Genomic DNA, 23,187 nt, shown 5'->3' on the forward strand with positions numbered 1-23,187 from the left:
AATGTGGATTTGCTTATGGATCGCCATTGGGAGACAGGAAAACCTGGAGTGGCCAGCATCCCAGCCTGAGGAACTGAAGGCTGGCACAGAACTGGGTTAGAGTTAAATTGATGGAGCTTACTGGGGTTAGAGTCAGAGAAATGGTGCTTCAACAGCCGATTCGGGTCGGTTTGGTGGGAACGGGGTTTGTGGCCCGTTGGCGATCGCAGGCCCTGCTCGACGACGACCGGGCTGAGTTAGTAGCGGTGGCGGGCCGAGATCGTCAACGCAGTTATGAGTTTACCCAGGACTGGGGAGGTGCGCCCTGTGCGGATTGGCAAGAGCTGCTGGAGCGGCCAGACCTGGATCTGATTTTTATCTCCAGTCTCAATCATCACCGAGGAGCGATCGCGCAAGGGGCCCTAGAGCGAGGTAAACATGTGGTCGCTGAATATCCCCTGGCCCTCATTCCCGCCCAGGCTCAAGCTCTACTAACCCTCGCCCAGCAGCAACAGAGATTATTACACATCGCCCATATTGAACTCCTTGGAGGCTTACACCAGGCTTTTGTGGACTATTTACCCCATCTCGGAGGGATTAGTGATGTGCGCTATTGCACCATTAACCCCAAAGATCCGGCCCCTCGCCGTTGGACTTACTCCCCAGAGCAGTTTGGCTTCCCTTTAATCGGGGCCTTATCCAGACTCCACCGCCTCATTTCCGTGTTGGGTCAAGTGGAGTCAGTAACGGCTCAGGCTCGTTTTTGGCCGCAAACCCCCACGCCATATTACCGGGCCTGCTTATGTAAAGCTCAGTTGCGGTTTTGTTCTGGGGTCTTTGCCGATGTCCTGTACGGCAAGGGCGATCGCTTCCTAACCCAAGAACATCTCCTGGAAGCGCGGGGGGTGGGGGGTGTGCTGCGTTTAACCCCGGAGGAGGGACACCTTAAGCAAGGCAATCATCAGGAGAGCATTAGCATCGGCCCCCGTCGAGGTCTATTTGCGCAAGATACGCAGCGGGTTGTTGATTATCTTTGTCAGGGACGGCCCCTGTATCTGGACCCACGCTCTAGTCTATATAGTCTCACGGTCGCTGAGGCGGTTCGCCTCGCGGTGAAACGAGATGCGCCGGTTTATTTAGGGGATGGGGACTGTCTCCAATAAACGGGCAATAACGGCCTCCCCTTTACGACCTCCGGCGGGAATCATCCGGTGGGTGAGGACATAGGGGGCGATGAACTTGACATCATCAGGACTGCTATAGGCGCGTCCTTCTAGGAAACTATAGGCTTGGCAGGCCCGTTGGAGGGCTACCGCACCTCGGGGGCTGACCCCAAGGGTCACATCGTTATCGGCCCGGGTGCTGCGGACTAAATCGACCATGTACTGTTGTAGAGCGGGTTCCACCGTAATTTGGGATACCTGTTGACTGAGTTGATGCAATTCCTCAAGGCTCAGGCACGGGTCTAACTCCTCAACGGAAATGCGGCTAGAGAGTCCTTGTAGCATTTGTAGTTCTTCCTCTGGTGTGGGGTAGCCCAGGGAGAGGGAGAGCATGAAGCGGTCCATTTGGGCTTCAGGAAGGGGGAAGGTTCCTTGATATTCAATGGGGTTTTGGGTGGCGATGGTGAAAAACGGCTGGGGGACAAATCGGGAGTTGCCATCCACGGTGACTTGTTTTTCTTCCATCACTTCCAACAGGGCCGATTGGGTGCGGGGGGTGGCGCGATTGATTTCATCAGCCAGTAGGACATTGGCGAAGACCGGCCCCGGCAGAAACTCGAAGCTGGCGCTTTGAGGGTTCCAGATGTTGGTTCCCGTAATGTCGGTGGGGAGCAGGTCGGGGGTACATTGAATACGCTGGAATTTGCCGCCAATGGATTTGGCGAGGGATTTGGCCAGTAGGGTTTTACCGACACCGGGGACATCTTCGAGTAAGGCATGGCCTCCAGCGAGGAGGGCAACCAGAACCAGGCGGACGGCCGAGTCTTTTCCCACAAGGGTTTTACTGAGATTCTCACGCAGTCGCTGGAGGGGAGCTAGATGATCCATGGTGGCGTTAGCAAGGGTTAGAAGGGGTTAGGGCCGGGATTGCAGGTGCGATCGCGCTGTCTGACAATCCTGGTGAATTTGGGCTTTGAGGGCATCCAGACTAGAAAACTGGCGTTCAGGACGCAGATAGGTCATCAGATGGACGGTGAGGGAGTGATGATAGAGGTCTCCCTGCCAATCTAAAAGATGGACTTCCACCGTGGGGCGATCGCCGGCGACGGTGGGACGGCAGCCCAAGTTCATCACGGCCGGCCATTTACATCCATCCTCTAATTGGGCCCAAACACTGTAAACCCCCCAGCGAGGAAGAAACTTGTCGGCGGGTAGGGCCAAGTTGGCGGTCGGGAAGCCTAGGGTGCGGCCGAGTTGTTGCCCGAGTTCTACGGTTCCTTGCAGTTGATAGGGACGACCGAGGAGACAGTTGGCCTGCGTAACGTCCCCTGAGGCTAGGGCCTGGCGGATGGTGGAACTACTGATGCGATGACCCTCTAGGTATTGTAGACCGGCGATACAGGCTTCCATGTGGTAGGCCTGGCCAATCTGCCGCAGGCTGGCGCTATTGCCGGAGCGGTTGCGACCGAAGTGAAAGTTTTCCCCCACACTGACTCGTTGGGTTTGCAGATGCCGTTGCAGAACTTCAGCTACGAAGGCTTCCGGGGTCAGACGTGCCAGTTCTGCGGTGAAGGGGAGGAGAACCAGCTGTTCAACGCCGAGCGATCGCAACTGCTCGACCTTTTCGGGAACTGGGGTGAGGAGCGATCGCGCCCGTCCGGTAAAAAATTCTTGGGGATGAGGGTTGAAGGAAACCACCGTGGCATATGTGCGATCGCCACTCAAGCGGGGACTCGGTTCACATTCAAGACCCTCTGCACGCACCTGGGATAGAGACAAATCCCGTTGAGGTGCATCATGGAGGATTTCAGCAATCACCCCCTGATGCCCGAGATGCACACCATCAAAGTTCCCTAAGGCCACCCTGGCAGGACTCAGGGCTGTTGTCAAAGAGGAAGTCACCCACACAGGCTTTGCACGGTAAAAAAGAACAACGGGACATCAGCACCCAAGAGAGTCCTTGTCCCGGTTGAGTCAAACTTTAGCATGAGCTGGCATAATCGCTCTGGGAGAGGGGGCAATCTCCACACTCATCCCCTCTCGGGCCAGAAGACTGTTACTAAAGGCGGCTTTGACGTCTTCCCCCATGCGATCGAGAAACTCATCATTATGAAGGGGATCATGATGGAAAATCACCAGGCGTTTCACCTTGGCGGCCTTAGCCATCTTGACGGCCTCCTGCCAGGTTGAATGGCCCCAACCCTTCTTGCCCGTTTTCGGATGATGATACTCGTCATCTGTGTAAGTGGCATCATAGATCACCACATCCGCATCCTGAGCTAACTTAAGGATATTGGGGTCAAGGCGATCGCCATAATGTTCCGTATCCGTAATATAGGCTGCCGCGTAGTCCTGCCAGTTCACCCGATAGCCAACGGCTTCTCCTGGATGATTCAGATGGGCCGTTTCCACCCGCACCTCGCCAATTTTTAGGGTTTCCCCCACCTCAATATCATTGAAATCCAGTTGCGCTCCCATAATCTGCAACGGCACCGGGAAGTTAGGGTGGAGCATCTGGTCATTGAGCCGTTGTTCAATCGTGGCTCCATTGGGAGCGACAGCGCCATAAATATGAAACTTATTGCCCCGAATAAAGGCGGGGATAAAAAAGGGAAACCCTTGAATATGGTCCCAATGGGTATGGGTAAAAAATAAACTGGCTTCGACAGGCATTTGTGACAGGAGATTCTGTCCGAGAACCCGCAATCCTGTCCCGCCATCGAAAATAAGGCGTTCACGGCCAACGCGCATCTCGACACAAGGCGTATTGCCGCCATATCGGACTGTTTCGGGCCCGGGACAGGCAATGCTACCTCTAACGCCCCAGAAATGAACCGTGAATTTATCGTTCATACTAGACATGGGTTATTTTCGCTGTGATTCGGCGAGAGCGCGTCAACGGGTTAAGTCAAAGTAAGGGTTAACATGGGCAAGCTACTGTGAGTTAGATCACAATCACGAATCACCGGGCTTATTGACCGATGAGGCTTCGCTTCCCGGGTGGATGCCTAGGTTGAGACGATCTGGCCAGCTAAATCCAACGTAAGGGCACGTCGGGTCTCTAACAGACTGCCTTTTCACTAGCCTACCCTCAATTGTTCCCGTTGTGGCAAAGGGATTGCCCAGGTCATGAGTTCGGCCGTGCTGGCGTGCTAGTCCCCAGGTCCGTCTGAGCGCTGCTTTTTAGAGCCGAGACGGAACCGTATCCAGACGATTTTAGCTTTGTCTAGCTTAGCAGGAGACCTTTAAAACTGTCTGCCCAACATCAGGAGGACCTGACCCTGAGACCCCTGGAGATCGGAACGCAAGTCGAGTCAGGACGAGGACGGCTGGGGGCCTGCGGTTTAGAGACTTAAAGCTCTTCTTCAGCCGCCCCCACCTGTTTCAGGTGAATATGTTTACGGCCCAAGGAAATTTCAAACTCATCACCTGGGGTCAGTCCCATTTGTTTGGTATAGGCTGCCCCAATCAGCAAGTTACCATTGGATTGAACGCTAATGCGATAGCTGGCGCTGCGCCCGCCCCGTCCGTTGGACGGTTGCTTGCTATCGAGTTCAATCCCCTCGGCATCAATCAGTGCATTGAGGAATTTCATCATGTTGACTCGTTCTACACCGTTTTTGGTGACGGTGTAATAGCCACATTCTCGGGCTTTTTCCTCTTTGGGGAGACTTCCCAAGGCCCGCACTTTCTCAAGCAGTTCATTTCCGGTCAAGGCATTCGGATTGGTGGTACTCATTAATCTTCTCTCAAAAACGATAGACAACCGTTATTCACTATTGTATCTTAACGGAAGTTTATTTCGAGTAAGAGTTTAGCATTGATATCAATTTATTGAACAATCATCACCGTTTCAGTCCAACGGACTAGCTGGAATCCTTGAGACTTCCACCGTCGGTCAAGCCACTGAATCTTAGGGACGAACATGAAACTAACCACCCAAGGCCACTACAGCGTCAAAGCACTGTTGGATCTCCGTTCTAACGCTGGCGATCGCCCTGTTTCTGTGCGTGAGATTGCCCAACGGCAACAGCTCCCGGCCCCCTATTTAGAAAAGTTATTGATTCGCTTGCGACAAGCGGGGATCGTGGCATCTGTACGGGGGGCCCAGGGAGGGTATCAACTGGGGCGATCGCCCGATAAGATTTATCTTGGGGAAATTTTATCGGCTGTGGGTGAAACCCTAAAACCCTTACCCCGTCATGATCCAGATGCTACACTAGCGGAAGATTGGGTCACCTTCGTTCTCTGGAACCAACTCCACCAAAAACTCAAACAAGCCCTTGATCGCATTTCTTTGGAAGATTTATACCATGATGCCCGAAGTTGGCAAGCGGCTCAGGGAGAACAAACCAGTTTTGTGGTTTAGCCAAAGACAGTATTCTAACCCAACTCCCATCGGCTTGATTCGAGGATCCCTGGGGTTCTCCGCTCATCTCCCCCCACCCCACCCAAGGGTGGGCCGCCGGAGGTTGTTAATCCTATCGGATCGCTCCACACTCCCTTGCCCCCCATTGGCATCTTCTCATGATGAAAGTTGTAGAAATTCTCTCGGCCGAAGAAATTCGCCGAACCCTGACTCGTCTAGCCTCACAAATTTTAGAAAAGTCCGGTCATCCTGATCGCCTCGTCTTATTGGGGATTCATTCCCGAGGAGTCCCCCTGGCCCACTTGCTGGCTGAACAAATTGAGGTCTTAGAAAATGTGTCAGTTCCTGTCGGCTCCCTAGACATCACCTTTTATCGAGATGACCTCGATCGGATTGGGGTTCGCACCCCGGAGCGCACCGAGATCCCCTTTGATCTCAATGACAAGATTGCCCTGCTGGTTGATGATGTTATCTATACTGGGCGAACCATTCGCGCTGCGCTCAATGCGATTCAAGACTATGGTCGTCCCGAAGCCATTTGGCTAGCGGTTTTAGTCGATCGCGGTCATCGCCAACTGCCCATCCACCCTGATTTTACGGGAAAAACCCTGCCCACCTCCAAAGATGAACAAGTGAAATTTTGGCTCGAAGATTGGGATGGACGGGATGCGGTCGAACTGCTCAAACCCATCGATAATGGGGATTTAGCATGAAACGGTTACTCCTGCACAATGCTTACGGTTGGCCCCCAGCCATCTTCGGATGGGTGGCGGATAGTTTAAGTAAAGCTTGGATCACGGACAACTTCTATCTCCATGAAAGTCGCCCCATCATCACCGATGTCTTCTATTTCACCTATGTCCGCAACCCAGGTGCCGCCTTTGGCTTGTTTGAGGGTCCCTGGCTCAAATGGTTGTCCCTAGCTGCGAGTTTAGGGCTCATCGCCCTGCTGCTGTGGGGCCCCCGCCTCAGCCGTGGCGAGCAAGTTGGCCTAGGCTTTATCCTCAGTGGCGCGATCGGAAACGGCATTGATCGCTTCTTCCTCGGAGAAGTCGTCGATTTCCTACATCTACCCATCATCCCCTTTATCAACTTCCCCATTTTCAACATTGCCGATGTGAACATCAACCTGGGCATCATCTGTTTATTGATTGTCGCCTGGCAAGAAGCCGACCATAGCCCCTAATTCCCTCAGGATGGTTCACAATCCAGGCTGACTTGAGAGACTCGGCGCTGGGCCACATAGCCAAAGCCCCGAATCGTCAAAATCAATTCGGGGTTTCTCGGATCGTCTTCAATCTTAGAGCGCACACGAGCCACATAGACATCAATCACCCGCAAATCCCCTTGACGGGTTGGGGCATAGCCCCAGAGTTTCTCCAAAATCTCCGCCCGAGACACCGGTTCTCCAGCTTGTTCAAAGAGTAGTTCTAGAAGTTTAAACTCAGTATAGGTCAGGGCAATGCGACGATTTCCCCGATAGACCTGTTGGCGGTTGCTGTCGATGCGAATTTCCCCAACCTCTAGGGTTCCCGGGGCGACAAGGCGCCCCGACGCCGGATCTCGGAAGCGCCGGAGGATGCTTTCAATCCGGGCTTCGAGTTCTCGGGGGCTAAAGGGTTTGACTAAATAGTCATCTGCACCGGCTTCGAGGCCGGCAATGCGGTCTTTAATGTCCCCGAGCGCCGATAACATCACCACTGGAATATCAGAGTCTTGCCGCAGTTGTCGGCATACCTGACAGCCATTGATTTGCGGTAGCATCACGTCTAAAACCACTAAATCCACCGGGTGCTTCTCGCAGAAGGCCAAGGCATCACGACCATCGCCCACCGTTGCCACATCATAGCCGGCCATAGATAAGCGCATATCCAACATTTGCCGAATGGCGGCGTCATCATCAACAACTAGGATTTTCGCTTTTGACTTTTTCAAAACCTGATCCCCTCTCCCTTCCCAGGCTCGCCCCTGTCTTAACTAACGGGGTGAGTCGTAATAGCCAGGATGAAACCGCCACAGGAAACCCAACCCGAAACTGAGTTCGGGATGACAGGTACACTGTGGCTTTAACCCTGACCTGTGCTAATTTTTATAACAAATGTTTTCAAAATGTTATCATTTGTGACGTAAAGGGGTCAAGTTCTCAGCAAAGGAAAAATGGCTGAAATCTTTATTCAGAGGTTTTTCTGGATGAACGCTGTCGAAATTGTCCTCACGCAAAGCCTCGATTCTCTCTCAGCTTCCGGGAGATTTCCATACAAAACTTTGCATAAATAGGGGTTGACAAAGTTGCGTCATTATAGTTAAAAGAGTCAGCGCTGGTGACATGGGCAACCTGAATACTGCTGCAATGGAGAAAGCTGGATGTCACAATAGAGCCAGATATTTGTTCTTGATCTGATACGGTCCTGATTCGCCTGTGACTTTACCCAAGCCTCCCCACCATCAGCAACGGTCGACTCCTCCAACGGAGATGCCGCCGAGTCAAACCCAACCCCAAACCCTATTGGGGAACGTCACTCAAGTGGCGAAACAGCTTCATGCCAAAGTTAACTTTGGGCAACTGGCTCTCAACCCAAAAGCACGAGTGCCAGAACTTTGGGTGCAAACCGCTGGGGAGGACGATGCACAGATTTATCCCCTGGTGGGCGATCGCTATCTCTTGGGGCGATCATCTCAATGTGACATGGTTGTTCCCACGCCTCTCGTCAGCAAAACCCACTTTTCCCTCAGTCGTGATAGCCGGGAAGGCAAACGCCACTTCGTCCTGCGAGATGAAGGCTCCACCAACGGCATCTATATTGGTAAACGTCGCCTACGGAAACTGCAACTGCAACATGGGGATGTCCTAACCCTGGGCCCGCCAGATTTAGCGGATGCCGTGCGAGTTCAGTTTTACGATCCCCCCCCCTGGTACGTGCGGGGTTTTCGCTGGAGCCTCTATGGTGTTTCAGGAGTCTGTGTCTTAGCCACCCTATTCGTGTTGGCGGAATGGCAAAAATTTACCGTGCGTCCCCTGCCTCGCTCCATTACCGGGCCCACCATCGTCTATTCCCGAGATGCAGAGCGGCCCCTACGGGAACCCTACAGCACCACCCATGTGGAACATCCCAGCTTGACGCAATTTGGTAATTATCTCCCCAACGCCGTGATTGCCTCGGAAGATAGTCGCTTCTTCTGGCACTTAGGGGTTGATCCGATTGGGGTGCTGCGGGCCATGATCGCCAACCTGCGCGGAGGGGGCATTCGGGAAGGAGCCAGTACCCTAACCCAACAACTGGCTCGCAGTCTCTATCGGGACTATGTCGGAACTGAAGACTCAGCGGGCCGGAAATTGCGGGAGATGATCGTGGCCCTAAAGCTCGAAACCTTTTACAGTAAGGATGATTTGTTACTGACCTATCTCAATCAGGTCTTTTTGGGCATTGATTTATATGGTTTTGAGGATGCGGCGCGCTTTTATTTTGGCAAGTCCACCCAGGAGTTAACTCTCTCAGAAGCTGCCACCCTAGCTGGGATTTTGCCCGCGCCCAACCGCTTTAACCCCATTCAGAACTATGAGTTAGCTCTACAATACCGCAATCGTGTTATTGAACGGATGCGGGCCTTGGGTAAAATTTCTCAGGAGGAAGCCGATCGGGCCCGGCGATCGCGCATTGAAATCAATCCTGAAGCCCGGGAAATTCTCGAAAGTACCGTTGCTCCCTATTTCTACGATCATGTTTTTGTCGAACTTGAGCAACTCCTCGGTTACGAACTGGCCCGGGAAGGCAACTTTATTGTGGAAACGGGCCTGAATCCTGACTTGCAAGAGCAAGCCGAGCAGAGTTTACAGGACTATGTTCGTACCGTCGGCAATCAGTTAGGGGTATCTCAAGGGGCACTCGTGTCCCTGGATTATCGCACTGGGGAAATTGTCGCCCTAGCCGGGGGGGTAGATTATCGGAGCAGTCAGTATAACCGGGCCACCCAAGCTCGGCGACAACCCGGCTCTACGTTTAAAGTCTTTCCCTTCGCTGAGGCCCTCAATCAAGGCATCAGTCCAGGGACGGTGTTCTCCTGTCAACCCCTTACCTGGCAAGGGCAATCCTTCCGTCCCTGTGAACGCAGTGGCGGTGATATCAATATGTATCAGGGGATGGCCCAGTCAGAGAATGTGGTGGCCCTACGGATTGCTCGCGAGGCGGGACTCAATAATGTGGTCCGTTTAGCACGAGAATTTGGCATTCGCTCCGAGTTAAATCCAGTTCCTGGGTTAGCCTTGGGTCAAAGTGAGGTGAGTTTATTAGAAATTACCGGCGCCTATAGCATTTTTGCCAATCAGGGCCGCTGGAACCGTGGCCATGCGATTCGCCGCATTTTGGACAGCAGCGATTGTAGTAATCCTGATGATTTCCAAACTTGTCGGGTGATTTATGATTATGCTGAGCAAGAACCCACGGATCAAGCGGTCGTCTCCCCGCAGGTAGCCGGGATTATGACGGACTTGTTGCGAGGGGTGGTGCAGTCGGGAACCGGTACAGCAGCGGCTTTTGGGGCTGGAGAGGTGGGCAAAACGGGAACCACCGACTTCGCCGTCGATTTGTGGTTTATTGGCTATGTTCCCCAACGCGCTCTCGTCACGGGAGTCTGGTTAGGGAATGATGACAATAGCCGCACCTATGGGAGTAGCAGTCATGCGGCGGAACTCTGGCGCAGTTATATGAGTGGCGCGGTGGAATAATGGGGGTGGAGTCAGTTCGGTTCGGGAATAATCAGTTTGCGGTAGGATTTCATGAGTTGGCTTTTGGAGCGGTGCGATCGCCCACTGTCGAAGCCCGATAACTCTTTGACATACTGCCCAATCCAGTTATTCACCGTCGTCTGCGCCCCCAATTCTTCTGCCAAGCCATGGTACTGGGCCAGCCATTGCGGGTTGGCTTCGATGGCCATGCAGACATGCTCAATCAAATCTTCATCGGGGGGAGACGTGAAACAATTGAGCACTTGTTCTACAAGCTGACGGACACCTTCAGTCTTCTTCATAATCCCGGTTCCCAACAATCAAGACAATCTCTCCGTCCCGTTAGGATACCGTTTCTAAGGACACCGGGCCAATTGCCAACATTCGCGGGCGATCGCCCAATCCTCCTGAGCGTGAACCACCACCACCGCCACCCCAGAGTTAGCCGTCGAAATCCGGCTATTTTTCGCCGAACCCTGATTTTTAGATTCATCTAACTCCAAGCCCAAAAACTCAAACCCAGCACAGGTGGCCGATCGCACCGCCGCCGAATTCTCCCCTACCCCCGCCGTAAAGGCCAACACATCCAAGCCACCCAACTGAGGAATCAAGGCCGCGATCGCCCCCTGAAGCCGCAACACATACATCTCAAACGCCAGCCGGGCCCGCTCATCTCCCCCCTCCCGGGCCTGCAAAATCTCCCGTAAATCCCCCGAGGGGCCAAAAATCCCCTTCAACCCCGACTGCTTATTCAACAGTCGATCCACCTCCGAAGCCTCAACCCCCATCTGCGTCATCAAATAGAGAGGAATCGCCGGATCAATCGAACCACTGCGGGTTCCCATCATCAACCCCTCCAAAGGCGTAAACCCCATCGTCGTGTTCACACTCTCCCCCCCACGAACCGCCGTCAGGGAACAGCCATTGCCCAAATGAGCCGTAATCATCCGCAACGACTCCAGAGGTTTTCCCACCAAGGTTGCCGCCTGTTGGGCACAATAGCGGTGGCTAATGCCATGAAAGCCATAGCGGCGAATCCCCTTCTCAAACCAATCATAGGGAATCGGATACGTCGCCGCCGCCGCCGGAATGGAGGTGTGAAAGGCCGTATCGAACACCGCCACCTGAGGCACATCCCCCAATACCGCCTCCACCCCTAAAATTTCCTCCAGATGAGCTGGATTATGATTCGGGGCCAGGGGAATTAACTCCTCAATCGTCTGTTTCACCGCCTCATCAATCAACGTTGCCTGACAATAGCGATCGCCCCCATGCACCACCCGATGGCCCACGATGGAAATCTCCGTCAAGGCCCCTAACACCGGCGTCTCCCCCTGCACCAGAGTCGCCAACATCTCCTCTAAACCGTGATTGGGGGTATCACGACTGAGCCGTATCTCGTGCTCCGTCCCCTGAGCCGTCACCGTCAACTGGCCATAATCCGGGTGAATCCCCCAATCCACCATCGCCTCCCAAATTGGCTCAGCCGCTGTCTCCGGGAAAGCCCCCTCGGGCAAATCATACAAACAACTTTTCTGGGAACTCGATCCCGCATTCAAGACTAAAACTTTCATACACAACCTCTACAACGGCGACTGGCTAATACGATGTAACTTGAGGAAATTCGTGCCTCGGGAATGCTTGGTGGGAATCCCCCCCACAATCAAAATCTGATCGCCAATTTCCGCCAGATGGCGCTCTTGTAGCCCCGAATTGGCGTGTTCAATCAGTTCCTCAAAGGTTTCCCCATCATCATCAATGAGAATCGGCTTCACCCCCCAGATGAGATTCAGACGGTGATACACATCCCGATTCGTTGTAAAGGCTACCACCAGGGCCCGAGGCCGTTCCTTCGAGGCAATGCGGGCCGTGTAGCCGGAACTGGTGAAGGCAGCAATACAGCGTAAGTCCAATAAGCGATCAATGGTATTTAACGCTTCCGTCAGGGCGTGGGTTTCGTCGGTTTCCGAGGGAGGATAGTTAACAAAATCCGCCTCCGGTTCAATTTGATGAGCAATTTTGGCCATCATTTGCACCGCTTTGACCGGATATTTCCCCACCGCCGATTCCCCAGATAACATGACAGCATCGGTCCCATCAAGAATGGCATTCGCCACATCACTGGCTTCAGCCCGAGTCGGGCGAGGTTCCCGAATCATACTATCGAGCATCTGAGTGGCGGTAATGGCGGGAATCCCTTTTTGATTGCAGGCCCGGATGATTTCTTTTTGCAACATCGGGACTTTCTCGGGACTCATTTCTACCCCCAGATCTCCCCGGGCAACCATGATCCCATCACATTCATCGACAATTTCTTGTAAATGGGCGATCGCCTGAGGTTTCTCGATTTTGCCAATCACCGGCACTGTCGTTCCACTATGCTCCTTAATAAAGGTCTTCAATTGACGAATATCATCTGCCGTGCGCACAAAACTCAAAGACACCCAATCAATCCCTTGAGATAAGCCAAACTCCAAATCTTCCTTATCCTTATCCGTCATCGATGGTAAATGTAAGTCCAAACTGGGGATATTGACCCCTTTGCGACTCTTTAAAAAGCCCCCTTCCACCACCACACAATGAACCGCATGACCCTCAACCTTCGTGATTTCCAACTCCAGTAAGCCGTCATCCAAAAGAATTTGCGACCCGACCTTAGCCTCCTCAGCCAAGTCTGGATAATCCAAGCCAACAGTATTCGTTTGCTCGTGATACTCAGCATTGGGAATTAAAATTAACTCCTCACCTTCCTTGAGGGGAATCTCTCCCTGAGGCAAATTGCAGACGCGAATCTTAGGACCCTGTAAATCCTGTAAAATCGTGATCGGAGTATCCAGCTCCCTGGAGATTTTACGCAAGTTGTCGATGGTGATTTTATGCTGTTCATAGCCGCCATGAGAAAAGTTCAACCGAGCGACACTCATGCCGGCAGACACCATCTTTCGAATCACATCTGGACTGTTACTCGCGGGGCCCAGAGTGGCGACAATTTTAGTGCGGTTCATAAGGAGACCTCCTTGATAATATTGGTCATCACATTGGCAGACTCTTCGAGTTGTCGAGACTCCTGTGGTGTTAACGACAACTGGAGCATTCGATCCGCCCCCTGTCGATTGACAACGGTGGGCAAACTCAGACAGACATCATCAATATTAGCAACCCCATGGACTAAGCTACTGACGGTCATGACTCGATTCTGATCCCGTAAGATAGACTGGACAATATCTGTCACCCCTAATCCGATCGCATAGCTGGTGTAGCCTTTGCGTCTAATAATCTCATAAGCAGCATCCCGTGTTTCCTGAAAAATTCGTTGTAAGCGGGGATCATCTGCCGAGGGGCTTCCCTGCCAATCTCCGTCACACAAAGGCATCCCCGCAATATTGACTTTACTCCAAACGGGCACTTCACTATCACCATGCTCCCCAATAATATAGGCGTGTAAACTACGGGCATCTAGTCGTAGTTCCCGCGCCAGTAATGACCGAAACCGAGCGGTATCCAAGACGGTTCCTGACCCGAGAACTCGTGACGATGAAAACCCCGATAGCTTGAGGGAAACATAGGTCATAATATCTACGGGATTCGTGACAATGAGTAAAATCGCCTCTGGGCAAGATTCCGCAATCTCAGGAATCAGCTGACGGAAAATTGCTACATTTTTTTGCACTAAGTCAAGACGAGTTTCCCCCGGCTTTTGAGCGGCCCCGGCGGTGATAATAACAATATCGGCATTGCGGCCTTCCTCAGCCACTGTCCCAGCACAAATCGCTGTGGGTGCGACGAAGGGTAAACCATGAGCCAAATCCATCACTTCTCCCTCCACTTTCTCCCGGGCGAGATCTTGTAAGACCAATTCATCAAAGCAGTTTTGAATCAAAAGAGAATAGGCGCAAGCCATCCCCACTTGTCCCGCACCGACAATCACAGCTTTACGGGGTTGTAGGGCCCGAAATTGAGGATCAGGTAGGGTCGTAAACAACTGTTCAAACATTAGGGGTGATCACAAAAAAAACACTCAAAAACAGCTCACCCTAAGGATAAAGGGTTGAAGAAGGGCGACCCTCTCCTCAGAGGAGCATCGGCTCATAGGGGGTCACTGTTTATAGTATAAGATCAGGATCTCCTTTGGAAAACTGAAGTCTAGATTAAGTTATCGTTAAAAAATGGCAATAGAGTGTTACACCCTCAGGTGGGGCCCCAGAATCTCAGACTCCAGGAATGGCGATCAACCGGTCTCTAAATCCCTATTCTGGGCGATCGCCACCCTTGGCATGTAACTACAATCAGCACTTTTTCCACCTTCTTGATGTAACCCAGCTTACATTTATCGGGTTAATTTTTCCGGGGAGAATTGTCAGGGTTTTTGGCCAATTTAACAAAATCTTTATTGAATTTTAGGGGGAGAAGCTGCTATCGATAAGAAGAGGGAAACTCACCGAGCATCGAAATCATTCCAACCGAAGGTTTCCCCCTTGTCCTCACGCTAGGAACTCACTGCTATGACCATTGCGACATCCTCTGCGACATCCTCTGTCAAAACCGAAATGCCCCTATCGGCGGAGGAACTGCGTAAAATTCATGCCTACTGGCGGGCTGCCAACTACCTGGCGGTGGGGATGATCTACCTCAAAGATAACCCACTGCTCAAAGAACCTCTCAAACCTGAGCATGTCAAAAAACGGCTCCTCGGTCACTGGGGGTCCAGTCCTGGGTTAAGCTTCCTCTATATCCATCTCAACCGCCTCATCAACAAGTATGACCTTAACGCCCTCTATGTGGCAGGGCCGGGTCATGGTGCTCCCGGAATCCTGGGGCCGGCGTATCTGGAAGGAACCTACTCAGAGGTCTATCCTGACAAAGGACAGGACGAAGAAGGACTGCAAAAATTCTTCAAGCAATTTTCCTTCCCGGGCCATATCGGCAGCCACGTCACCCCAGAAACCCCCGGTTCCATCCATGAAGGGGGAGAACTCGGCTATAGTCTCTCCCACGCCTATGGCGCCGCCTATGACAACCCAGATTTGCTAGTGGCGGCGGTTGTTGGGGATGGAGAAGCGGAAACGGGCCCGTTGGCTACCGCTTGGCATTCCAACAAGTATCTCAACCCCATCCGTGATGGTGCAGTCCTGCCAATTCTGCATCTGAACGGCTACAAAATCGCCAACCCCACGCTTCTGTCACGGATTCCTCACGAAGAACTCGAAACCCTCTTCCAAGGCTATGGCTACCGCCCCTATTTTGTCGAGGGCAGCGATCCCGAGATCATGCACCAGAAAATGGCGCAAACCCTAGAAACCTGTGTTCAGGAGATTCGCCGTATTCAGGAGGAGGCCCGCCGCACTGGAGTGGCCAAACGGCCCCGCTGGCCCATGATTGTCTTCCGCTCTCCTAAAGGCTGGACCGGACCCGATGCGGTCAAAGGTCATAAGGTTGAAGGCTTCTGGCGAGCACACCAAGTTCCCATGTCTGATGTTCATCAAAACCCGGAAAGCTTAACCATCCTGGAAGACTGGATGCACAGCTATAAGCCGGAGGAACTGTTTGATGAAACAGGGAAACTCATTCCGGAACTCCAGGAACTATCCCCCAAAGGCGCTCGACGCATGAGTGCGAACCCCATCACCAACGGGGGTCTAGTTCGTAAAGACTTGCGCCGGCCTGATTTCCGCGACTATGCCGTCGAGGTCCCCCGACCGGGCCATGTGGAGGCGCAGAATACCCGCATCATGAGCTTCTATCTGCGAGATGTGATGCGCGACAATATGCACAACTTCCGGGTCTTTGGTCCCGATGAGACGGCCTCAAACCGGCTTCAGGCTCTGTATGAGGTGACGAAGAAGGCCTGGATGGCGGAAATTCTGCCGGAAGATGAGGATGGGGGTTTCTTATCTCCCGATGGCCGGGTGATGGAGATGCTGAGTGAGCATACCCTCGAAGGTTGGCTCGAAGGCTATCTGCTGACGGGACGCCATGGCTTGTTCCATACCTATGAAGCCTTCGCTCACGTCATTGACTCGATGTTTAACCAGCACGCTAAATGGTTGGATATCTGTAAGAATGAGGTGCCTTGGCGGGCCCCAGTGTCTTCTCTGAATATCTTGCTCTCCTCAGTGGTCTGGCGCCAAGATCACAATGGCTTTAGTCACCAAGATCCCGGATTTATCGATTTGGTGACCAATAAGAGTGCGGAGGTGACGCGGATTTATCTGCCCCCCGATGCTAATTGTCTGCTCTCGGTGATGGATCATTGTCTCAAGAGCAAGAACTATGTCAATGTCATTGTGGCGGATAAGCAAGACCACTTGCAGTATCTGACCATGGATGAGGCGATCGCCCATTGTACGAAGGGCATCGGCATCTGGGAATGGGCCAGTAATGATGATTGTGGTCAAGAGCCCGATGAACCGGATGTGGTCATGGCCTCATGTGGGGATATCCTGACTCGGGAGGCCCTGGCGGCTACGGCAATTCTGCGGGAAGAGTTCCCCGATCTCAAAGTCCGCTTTATCAATGTGGTGGACTTGTTCCGGCTTCAGTCGGAAGTGGATCACCCCCACGGTTTATCCGATCGCGACTTTGACAGTCTCTTCACCCCGGATAAGCCGGTGATGTTCAACTTCCACGGCTATCCCTGGTTGATTCACAAACTCACCTATCGCCGCAGTAACCAAGAACGCATCCATGTGCGTGGCTATAAGGAGAAGGGCAATATCAACACCCCTCTGGAATTGGCCATTCGCAACCAAGTCGATCGCTTTAATCTCGTGATTGATGTGATTGATCGCGTTCCCAAACTGGGATCGGCGGCGGCCTACGTGAAAGAACGCATGAAGAATCAAATCATCGAGCATATGCACTATGCCCGGGAACATGGGACCGATAAACCCGAAATTACCAGCTGGACTTGGCCCTATTAAGCCCTAATCTCGACGTTAGGGACTGAAGGCGATCGCCCCCAAGGAATTCGTTTCTAGGGGGCGATCGCTATTTTTAACAGTCTCTGGCAGGGCGATCGCCTAAAAAGAGCTACGAAATGAGATATAACAAATGGAGAGTTTCCCAGAATTTGCCCAAAGTACGGTCTAAATCATGGTCAAGGTCGCGACCCCTTCTATCCCCTCCATCCAACTTAAAGACGATGCCACCCAGGAATTGCTCGACTGGGCCACGGAGATTGAGCATTCCGACGCCACATATTTTGAAAAAAGTCAAGCCCTCGTGGTCAAACTGGGCGCCCACTACCGCGAAGATGGCTTAACCGAATTTGGCTTCTGGACTCCCGAACTCACCGCCCAAGTGATGCGGCGTAAGGAGATTTACCTGGAAATCCTCAACCCCATGGATGAGATTGATTTCAGTAATCCCCGCCAGATCGTTCGCTTTCGTCGCACCCGCCTCAACTTAAAACAACAAGGGGAATTTCTCTGGGGGGTCGTCTCGGGCCTGCAAGCAGGAACCCGCGACCAGGCTGGGTCCTTTTATTGGTTACGATTTGTTGACCAACAGGGCATCCTAGAGGCCATTCGTGATGTGGTTCCCTACTCCCTCCCCTATGGCGTCTTCGGTCCCGCTGAAGTCTACGACATCGACCGCCTCCAGGCCCATCGTCCTGATTTAGACTACTTCGCCCGCACCAGCGCCTCCCAACTGCCCGAATTTTTCACCCAAGATAGCCATCATCAGGATATCAAAGCCATTCCTCGGGTCCATGCTCCCCGCAATATCCTGCAACTCCATGTGGGAACCGCCACCGCAGAAGGAACCCTAGAGGGCCTCACCAAGCTCTATCAAGGCATTTCCGCCAAACTCGCCAACGGGGATACCCTCACCCCCATAGAACAGAACTATGTGGGCTATGATGCCGTACAACTGCTTCCCCTCGAACCCACCATTGAGTTCCGCAGTGAATATAGCCCTGAAAGTGAGTTTTTTGTCTTCCTGAGTGAAGATGAAGAAGACGAACTGAAAATTGAACTGCGTAAACCCAACACCCAAGACTGGGGTTATGATGTCCCCATTTTAGGCTCCAGTGCCACCAACCCCGCCCAATTAGGCAGTTTACGCCCTGATGAAATGGTGGACTTTGTCGCGGCGCTGCATAACTTCTCCAGCGGGCCAATTCAGGTCATTTACGATTTAGTCTATGGTCATGCCGATAACCAGTCTGAACTACTGATTAACCGGGAATATCTCAAAGGTCCCAATATGTACGGCCAGGACTTAAACCACCAATTGCCAACGGTGCGGGCGATTTTCCTAGAGATGCAACGGCGCAAACTCAACACGGGAGCCGATGGGATTCGCGTTGATGGCGGTCAAGATTTTCGCTTCTTTAACCCCCTATCTGGGGCTGTGGAACAAGATGATGCCTATCTCCTGGCGATGAGTAACGTTGTGCAAGAGATTGGGGACTATAAACGCCTCATGTTTACCATTTTTGAGGATGGTCGTCCCTGGCCCGCTGAAGGCTGGGAAGATATTTCCACCTATCGGGACTTGATTGAGAAAATGCCTGAGTCGTACCAATGGGGACCTCTGGTATTTGCTCATAATACCCCTGCCTTAAAAGGCTTTTGGGAGCGGAAATGGCGGCGGGTGTTAGAGGTGATGCACATCGGCAGTAACTGGATTACTGGCTGTGGCAATCATGATACGGTGCGCCGGGGCAATCAAATTGCTCTGGACGAGGAAATTAACTGGAATTTAGGGGAATCTCTGCCGGAGGTTCTGAGCAAAGCCTATGATAACCCAGCCACGTCGATTTGGGTCTATGGCTTTAGTCCGGGACTCCCCATGGACTTTATTAATGCCCTCTGTCATGCTCCCTGGATGTTTTTCCGTAATACCGATGAACGCTATGGGGTGAAAGTCGTGTCTGAGGAAATCGGCTTCTTGGATTGGCAGATTACCGAAGAAATTTATAATCGCCCCGATTTATTCCAAAATCTCAAAAAATTGGGCTTTGAGTATCTCGAAGATGTGCGCGGCTTTGGACGGGCCCTAGAAGAGACGATGATGGAGATGGACTATGACCTGAGTCGTGTCGCCAAAGTGTGTCAGGATTGTTTGGGGGATGATGCCTCGGCCTGTAGCATTGATAGTATGAAGCTGCTCAATCATCCTAAGATGGTCAAGTTCTTAAAACGCCTGGATGAAACCCAGTTGAAGAAGTTTGCCCTGACCTATATGGAGGATTGTTTTGTCGCCTGTAATGTGGGTCATTATGTTGATAAAGTGGATGAGGTGCAGGCTCAGTTTAACCGTCAATTACGAGCCTTCCGCCATGAGCGACCTTGGCTGTCACAAAATTTGATTGGAACCGATCGCTTTGATAAGCATAGTGAGGGCGATCGCACGATTTTCTATGGGGTTCGCAGTAATCCCAATGATGGGTCAGAAGGGGTCGTGATGGTGGCCCATATGGGAGGAGAACCCATGACAGTGGAACTGGGGAAATGGCTGGGAATTGATTTAAATCAATGGACGGTAGAAATTGCTTCGCCGGGATTAGAACGGGATGATAATTTCGCCGATCTCAACTCCTTGGAACTGCGAGATTCTGAGGGATTACTGTTGTGTTTTGCTCCTCCAGCTCGTTCTCCGGTATCTCAACCTCAGTCGTCCTAGAACCCTGAATGGGTGAGTTCTTTATGATGCGCGATCGCCCCCAACCTGAACAACCTCAGCCCTCCCCAGAAGAGGACAACCTGGCTGCGAAACGCTCCCGGTTCGCTCGCCGTTTAACGGAGACCTTGGACCAGTTAAAAGGTCGTTTTTCCAAAATGGGTGATGTGGCCAAATTGTTTTCAGTCAGTGATGAACAAGTGGCTGAAATTTTGGCGCGAGTGCGGGAAGAACTGCCCACCACGGAAGCCCTGTTATTGGGAAAACCCCAGGCGGGGAAAAGCTCCATTATTCGGGGCATCACCGGGGTATCAGCGGAGATTATTGGCCAGGGCTTTCGTCCTCACACTCAGAACACCCAACGCTACGCCTATCCCTCGGAGGATTTGCCGTTACTGGTGTTTACCGATACCGTCGGCTTAGGGGATACCCGCCGGGATACTCAGGAGTTGGTGGCGGAACTTCTGGAGGATTTGAATGTGGAAACCCGCCGGGCCCGGATTTTAATTCTAACGGTTAAAATTACGGACTTTGCCACGGATACCCTACAAGAGATTGCTCGGCAACTGCGACAGAACCATCCCGAAATCCCCTGTCTCCTCGCCATTACCTCGTTACATGACCTCTATCCATCCCCGGTGGAGAATCATCCTGACTATCCCCCCGTATTCGACGAGGTGCAACGGGTGGCTCAGGCCTTGGAAGCGTCCTTTGCTGGCTCCTATGATGGGGTAGTTTGGCTCGATTTCACCTTGGAGGAGGATGGCTTTACGCCGGTGTTTTATGGCTTGGAAGCCTTGCGGGATGCGATCGCCGAACTGTTACCTGAAGCGGAGGCCCGGGCCATCCATGAACTCCTCGATGAGGGCACGACTCGCCAGTTAGGAGACCTCTATCACGATGTGGCCCGACGCTATATCATCGCCTTTTCTGTGATGGCGGCCACCCTGGCGGCGGTTCCCCTTCCCTTTGCCACCATGCCGGTGTTAACCACCTTACAGGTGTCTCTGGTGGGGATGATTGGCCGCCTCTATGGGCAAACCCTCTCTCCCTCCCAGGCGGGAGGGGTCGTCAGTGCGATCGCCGGGGGCTTTTTGGCCCAACTGGTGGGACGAGAGTTAATTAAGTTTATCCCCGGCTTAGGGAGTGCCTTAGCCGCCTCCTGGGCCGCCGCCTATACCTGGGCCTTAGGTGAGGGGGCCTGTGTCTATTTCGGCGACCTTATGGGAGGGAAAACCCCTGACCCTGAGAAAATTCAAGTGGCTATGAATGAAGCCTTTGAGGCGGCTAAACAACGTTTCCGTGACCACTCCAACGACCCATGATTCCCTGACGGCCCGCTTAACGTCTCATTGGGCCCCACGCTCCCCCACCCCCTTACCTCTTGAATTGACCCGCTTCGCCATCATGGACCATGCTTCCCCAGACCCCCCGATTCCCGTCCCGAACACCGCAGAGGTTCAGGTTAATACCCTAACTTGGGCCACCATTGCCACCATCTCTCATATCGGTAAAGTACGGCGGGAAAATCAAGATAATTTCTTGGTGAAACCCTGGCCCGACCAGTCAGCAATTTTGGCCGTGGTGGCCGATGGAATGGGGGGCGGTCGTGGGGGCAAACGGGCCGCCGAAATTACGGTGAATACCTTTGAGTCGTTGCTAGAAAAGCCGGTTCCAGGTTCAGTGAGCGATCGCTATCAACAGCTTTGGAACACCCTGCATCAAGCGGATGAGTATATCCGGGCCGAAGGGTCAATGAATTTTAAACTCATGGGGATGGGGGCGACAGCGGTGGTAGTCCTAATTACCCCCAACCAGATGGTTCATCTTTACGCCGGCGACAGTCGCCTCTACCATTACCGTCGCCATGAATTCCTCTATAAAACCGCAGACCATTCCGTTGTGCGGATGCTCTTGGAACTAGGGCGAATTACCGAGGACGATGTGGCCACCCATCCCATGCGATCGCTCGTCAGTTCTTGTCTGGGGGGACGGGAGGGAAATGGGGATTTCAGTATTGACCCCAAATGGAACCGTGACCCTTGTCCCCAACGGGAGTTACAAGTGGAGGATTTGCTCCTGTTAACCAGTGACGGCTTACATGGCCATCTCTCTGATGCTGAAATTGAGGGCTATTTCGATGAGTGGGGTCATGCTCCGGGTAAGCTGTTACAGACGCTGAAAGAACGGGCCCTGGATGATGGCGGAATCGACAATTTAACAGGAATTGTCATTCGTATTGATGCTTAACGTCACTGGGGAACCGGCATTTCCAGTTCCGCCAGAGTGCGATCGAGCAACTCACAGCCCGCCTCCACCGACTCAATGCGACTGAGTTGGTCCCGCAGCTGATTCGCCCCAGGAAAGCCCTTACAGTACCAAGATAGATGTTTGCGAGCTTGATAGATACCGCGATCGCCCTTATAGGCCCCCAAGGCTTGTAAATGCTCCTTCGCGCAAACCAGACGCTGCACCGCACTCACCGGGGGGAGATAGTCCCCAGTTTTCAGGAAATGGTCAATTTCCCCCACCAGGAAGGGATAGCCCAAGGTTCCCCGAGAACACATCACCCCATCAGCCCCAGTCTCCTGCAAACAGCGGATCGCCGACTCCACCGACATAATATCCCCATTGGCAATCACAGGAATCTCTAGCTGTTCTTTCACCCGGCGAATCCAATGCCACTGAGCGGTTCCATTGTATCCCTGTTGCCGAGTTCGTCCATGTAGCGTGAGCATCGCCGCCCCCGCGTCCTGCATTCGTTGAGCAAACTCCAGAATATTAATCTCCTCATCGGACCATCCCAGCCGAGTTTTCACGCTCACCGGAACCCCCGCCACCTGCACCACGGCCCGGACAATCGCCTCAGCCACTTTCGGCTGACGTAATAGGGAGGAACCGCCCCCTTTGCGGGTAATTTTGTTGACGGGACAGCCCATATTGATATCAATGGTATCGGAGCCTTGAGCCACAGCAATCTGGGCCGCTTCTCCGAGGAAGTCCGGGCGACAGTCAAACAGTTGAATACTAATGGGATGTTCCTCGGGGTCTACATCCATAATTTGGGGAACCTCCCGCAGATGTTGCAAACTCGATGCTTGCACCATTTCCGTATACATCATCGATTGGGGAGCGTAGCGGCGCACCAGACGGCGAAACACCAAATCGGTGACTCCCGAGAGGGGGGATTGGAGGACACGACTTTGGACTTGGACGCGGCCAATCTGGAGGGGTTGGGCGAGTTTTTGGCGCAGGGCCGGGGTTAGGGAGGGGTGGGCCATAGAGAGGGAAACGAGACAGGGCTATTCTAGTTTAGAGGCTGCGGT

19 protein-coding genes are annotated in these 23,187 nt (G+C 52.8%); 9 read left to right on the forward strand and 10 right to left on the reverse strand.

Annotation, left to right across the window (positions count from 1 at the left end; translation table 11 throughout):
- Positions 1-140 precede the first annotated feature (140 nt).
- Positions 141-1,142 carry a Gfo/Idh/MocA family protein gene (locus NEA10_RS14015; RefSeq protein WP_252661412.1) on the forward strand — a complete coding sequence of 334 codons (1,002 nt, stop codon included), beginning with the start codon at positions 141-143 and terminating at the stop codon, positions 1,140-1,142.
- Here the strand turns inward: NEA10_RS14015 and NEA10_RS14020 are convergent.
- The 4 genes from NEA10_RS14020 to NEA10_RS14035 form a co-directional block, all read right to left on the reverse strand.
- The gene (locus NEA10_RS14020) at positions 1,116-2,030 is read right to left on the reverse strand and encodes an AAA family ATPase (protein WP_252661414.1); all 915 of its coding nucleotides are present in this window, start codon (positions 2,028-2,030) and stop codon (positions 1,116-1,118) included. The two genes, NEA10_RS14015 and NEA10_RS14020, sit on opposite strands and share 27 nt — an antisense overlap.
- Before the next feature lie 27 nt (positions 2,031-2,057).
- Positions 2,058-3,050 (reverse strand): bifunctional riboflavin kinase/FAD synthetase, encoded by a 993-nt coding sequence (locus NEA10_RS14025; RefSeq protein ID WP_252661416.1) that lies wholly within the window; start codon positions 3,048-3,050, stop codon positions 2,058-2,060.
- Positions 3,051-3,116: 66 nt separating this feature from the next.
- Complete coding sequence (locus tag NEA10_RS14030; RefSeq protein ID WP_252661418.1) at positions 3,117-4,004, reverse strand: MBL fold metallo-hydrolase; 888 nt, start codon at positions 4,002-4,004, stop codon at positions 3,117-3,119.
- A 490-nt stretch (positions 4,005-4,494) separates the two neighbouring features.
- Positions 4,495-4,881, reverse strand: coding sequence for an AbrB family transcriptional regulator (locus tag NEA10_RS14035; protein WP_159784149.1), 387 nt, complete (start codon positions 4,879-4,881; stop codon positions 4,495-4,497).
- Between the two features lie 186 nt (positions 4,882-5,067).
- On the opposite strand from NEA10_RS14035, the gene NEA10_RS14040 reads away from it, so the two are divergent.
- The 3 genes from NEA10_RS14040 to lspA all read left to right on the forward strand — a co-directional run bounded on the left by NEA10_RS14040 (position 5,068) and on the right by lspA (position 6,697).
- Complete coding sequence (locus tag NEA10_RS14040) at positions 5,068-5,511, forward strand: RrF2 family transcriptional regulator (RefSeq protein WP_252661420.1); 444 nt, start codon at positions 5,068-5,070, stop codon at positions 5,509-5,511.
- Between the two features lie 158 nt (positions 5,512-5,669).
- Positions 5,670-6,224: a bifunctional pyr operon transcriptional regulator/uracil phosphoribosyltransferase PyrR gene (gene pyrR, locus NEA10_RS14045; RefSeq protein WP_252661422.1), complete on the forward strand. Its 555-nt coding sequence runs from the start codon at positions 5,670-5,672 to the stop codon at positions 6,222-6,224.
- Entirely contained in the window at positions 6,221-6,697 is a 477-nt protein-coding gene (gene lspA, locus NEA10_RS14050; RefSeq protein WP_252661430.1) for a signal peptidase II, read from the forward strand. The genes pyrR and lspA overlap by 4 nt, the downstream gene beginning before the upstream one ends.
- 5 nt (positions 6,698-6,702) lie before the next feature.
- Here the strand turns inward: lspA and rpaB are convergent, their stop codons facing one another.
- Entirely contained in the window at positions 6,703-7,446 is a 744-nt protein-coding gene (rpaB, locus tag NEA10_RS14055; RefSeq protein ID WP_252661432.1) for a response regulator transcription factor RpaB, read from the reverse strand.
- Positions 7,447-7,984: 538 nt separating this feature from the next.
- Here rpaB and NEA10_RS14060 point away from each other — a divergent pair.
- On the forward strand, positions 7,985-10,234 hold the full coding sequence (locus NEA10_RS14060) for a transglycosylase domain-containing protein (RefSeq protein WP_252665361.1): 2,250 nt from the start codon (positions 7,985-7,987) through the stop codon (positions 10,232-10,234).
- An 11-nt stretch (positions 10,235-10,245) separates the two neighbouring features.
- On the opposite strand, the gene NEA10_RS14065 is transcribed toward NEA10_RS14060, so the two are convergent.
- Genes NEA10_RS14065 through NEA10_RS14080 form a run of 4 tightly spaced genes read right to left on the reverse strand, consistent with a single transcriptional unit; the run spans position 10,246 to position 14,228 of the window.
- Positions 10,246-10,536 (reverse strand): hypothetical protein, encoded by a 291-nt coding sequence (locus NEA10_RS14065; protein WP_252661434.1) that lies wholly within the window; start codon positions 10,534-10,536, stop codon positions 10,246-10,248.
- Positions 10,537-10,590: 54 nt separating this feature from the next.
- Positions 10,591-11,808, reverse strand: coding sequence for an acetate kinase (locus NEA10_RS14070; RefSeq protein WP_252661436.1), 1,218 nt, complete (start codon positions 11,806-11,808; stop codon positions 10,591-10,593).
- A gap of 9 nt (positions 11,809-11,817) precedes the next feature.
- Entirely contained in the window at positions 11,818-13,239 is a 1,422-nt protein-coding gene (gene pyk / locus NEA10_RS14075) for a pyruvate kinase (protein WP_252661437.1), read from the reverse strand.
- Positions 13,236-14,228: an L-lactate dehydrogenase gene (locus tag NEA10_RS14080; RefSeq protein ID WP_252661445.1), complete on the reverse strand. Its 993-nt coding sequence runs from the start codon at positions 14,226-14,228 to the stop codon at positions 13,236-13,238. Before NEA10_RS14080 ends, pyk begins: the two co-directional genes overlap by 4 nt.
- Before the next feature lie 508 nt (positions 14,229-14,736).
- Here NEA10_RS14080 and NEA10_RS14085 point away from each other — a divergent pair.
- The 4 genes from NEA10_RS14085 to NEA10_RS14100 all read left to right on the forward strand — a co-directional run bounded on the left by NEA10_RS14085 (position 14,737) and on the right by NEA10_RS14100 (position 22,111).
- Positions 14,737-17,154, forward strand: a complete 2,418-nt coding sequence (locus tag NEA10_RS14085; protein ID WP_252661447.1) for a phosphoketolase family protein — start codon at positions 14,737-14,739, stop codon at positions 17,152-17,154.
- 172 nt (positions 17,155-17,326) lie between these two features.
- Complete coding sequence (gene gghA, locus NEA10_RS14090) at positions 17,327-19,864, forward strand: glucosylglycerol hydrolase (protein WP_252661449.1); 2,538 nt, start codon at positions 17,327-17,329, stop codon at positions 19,862-19,864.
- Between the two features lie 8 nt (positions 19,865-19,872).
- On the forward strand, positions 19,873-21,186 hold the full coding sequence (locus NEA10_RS14095; RefSeq protein WP_252661458.1) for a YcjF family protein: 1,314 nt from the start codon (positions 19,873-19,875) through the stop codon (positions 21,184-21,186).
- Entirely contained in the window at positions 21,164-22,111 is a 948-nt protein-coding gene (locus tag NEA10_RS14100) for a PP2C family protein-serine/threonine phosphatase (protein WP_252661460.1), read from the forward strand. Before NEA10_RS14095 ends, NEA10_RS14100 begins: the two co-directional genes overlap by 23 nt.
- A gap of 2 nt (positions 22,112-22,113) precedes the next feature.
- Here NEA10_RS14100 and dusB read toward each other — a convergent pair whose 3' ends face one another.
- Entirely contained in the window at positions 22,114-23,142 is a 1,029-nt protein-coding gene (gene dusB / locus NEA10_RS14105) for a tRNA dihydrouridine synthase DusB (protein WP_252661462.1), read from the reverse strand.
- Positions 23,143-23,187: the final 45 nt, after the last annotated feature.

The sequence above is a fragment of the Phormidium yuhuli AB48 genome (assembly GCF_023983615.1).
GTDB lineage: Bacteria > Cyanobacteriota > Cyanobacteriia > Cyanobacteriales > Geitlerinemataceae > Sodalinema > Sodalinema yuhuli.